The organism is Streptomyces sp. NPDC058653, from assembly GCF_042716895.1.
In the GTDB taxonomy this organism is placed as follows: Bacteria; Actinomycetota; Actinomycetes; order Streptomycetales; family Streptomycetaceae; genus Streptomyces.
The window spans coordinates 1-1,784 of the sequence record NZ_JBHXRM010000093.1; the positions used below are offsets into that span (position 1 = coordinate 1).

Below are 1,784 nucleotides of genomic sequence, written 5' to 3' on the forward strand. Positions count from 1 at the left end.
CAGGGAGCCGTCGAGTACGTCGGCGTCATCGTCCTCGTCGCCCTCATCATCGCCGCCATCGTCGGCACCGGCGTCGCCGAGGACATCGCCACCGGTCTGTCGGACAAGGTCTCCGAGATCCTCAGCGGCGAAGGCTAAACCCAGACCCCCACCCCACCAGCGAGACAGGGCAGGCGCCGCACCATCCCCGGCCAGGACGGTGACGACCCTGCCCCTCCCGCATTCCAGACCATCCCCCACCCCCCACCTCTGCCCCGACCGCCAGAACACCCGGCGGCCGGGGCAGAGCCACGAAATCCCACACCACACCTGAGAGCGGCCCGTACGGTCCGCCGGACCTCGTTGCGCCGCCCCCCCTCAGAGCCGGCACGGCGCGCGCGTACCCGCGCGTGCCCGCGCGTGCCCGCGCGTGCCCGCGCGTGCCCCGGAGAGGGACGCCCGACCGGCGGCAGGGCTTGAGAGCGACCCCAGCTCGCGACTCGCCCCCGTCCACACCCGCCGCCCCCGACGCATCCAACGCACCCGCCGCGCCCGCCCGGCGCCCGCCGCACCCGTCCGGCGCCCGGCGACGGCGCCCGGTCGCGCCCGGCCCGCCCTCGCGTACGCACACAGAAAGCCGGCCCGCCGGTCTGCCTTTGGGCCCGCCCGTGGGCCCAACCGGGCCTCCGCGCAAGGCGCCACGTAGCCAGCCCGGCCTCCCCGCGTCCGACGCCCCGGACCCCCGCGCGACACCCCCCGCCCCCGGCGGGCAGAATGCCCGATTCCCCAACTGGGGCTGTCGTCAGTGGTGTTGCCGGTCAACGGGAAGATGAACACCTCCCGTATCACCGGGCCCGGCACCCCCAACTGGGTCCGTGGACCCTGCCGAATGGGCCCTGACCTGTCCTTACTCTGCTCGCGCCCAGGGGACGGCGACAACAGCGTGAGGTGGGAGAACAGGTGAAGAAGGGCCGTGCGTACCAGTGGTGGAAGTCGCGACCGCACGAACGCGGACGGAGACATCCCAGACACCGCGACAGAGGACAGAGCGGCGCCGAGTACGCCGCGATGTTCGGAGTCGTCGCCGCGGTCATCGCCGCGATCGTCGGCCTCAGCGTGCCCGCCGACACCGGCACCGGCCTCAAAAGCGCCGTCTGCCGCGTGATCCACCCCACCAGCGACTCCACAGCCTGCGCCACCGGCGACTACAACGAAGGCGGCGAAGGCGACGGCGAAGGTGGCGGCGGAGGCGGAGACGAGTTCGTCCCCAACGGCGACCCCTTCGAACCCACCAGATGCCTCCTCTCCCAGGACCAGACGAAAACCACCGTCGTCGTCCAGATCCTCTTCATCAAAATCAGCGGATCCGAACAGGTCAAGCTCCAGCAGTGGTCCGACGGCACCGTCACCCTGGAGCGCGTGGGCGAGGGCGCTGTCGGCCCGACCGCGAGCGTCTCGGCCGGTATCAAGGGCCTGGAGGACTGGGGCGGCAGCGCCAAACTGAGCGGCACCTACCTCGCGGGCAGCGGCAGCGGCGGCCAATGGCTGTTCAACGGCAACAAGACCGGTGACACACAGAAGGACCTTGAACTCAATCTTGAGGACGCCAGGAAGTTCGCCTCGTACCTCGCACAGAACGACGGCTGCCGCTATCAGAGCGGCTACAACCCCGGCGCCGCGATGGGAGCCTGCCAGTCGGACGCGGCTTCCAAGAAGCCGGATCTGCCGCCGGAGAGGGCCCCGGACGTCGACATCACCAAAACCTCGATCGAGGCCTCGGGCAACGCGAACTTCGGCGGCAAGTT

The 1,784-nt window shown here is 71.0% G+C and carries 1 pseudogene; it reads left to right on the top strand.

The features are described 5' to 3' along the window. Positions 1-939: 939 nt before the first annotated feature. Positions 940-1,784, top strand: a pseudogene (locus ACFWU9_RS36205) (hypothetical protein); the annotation flags it as partial.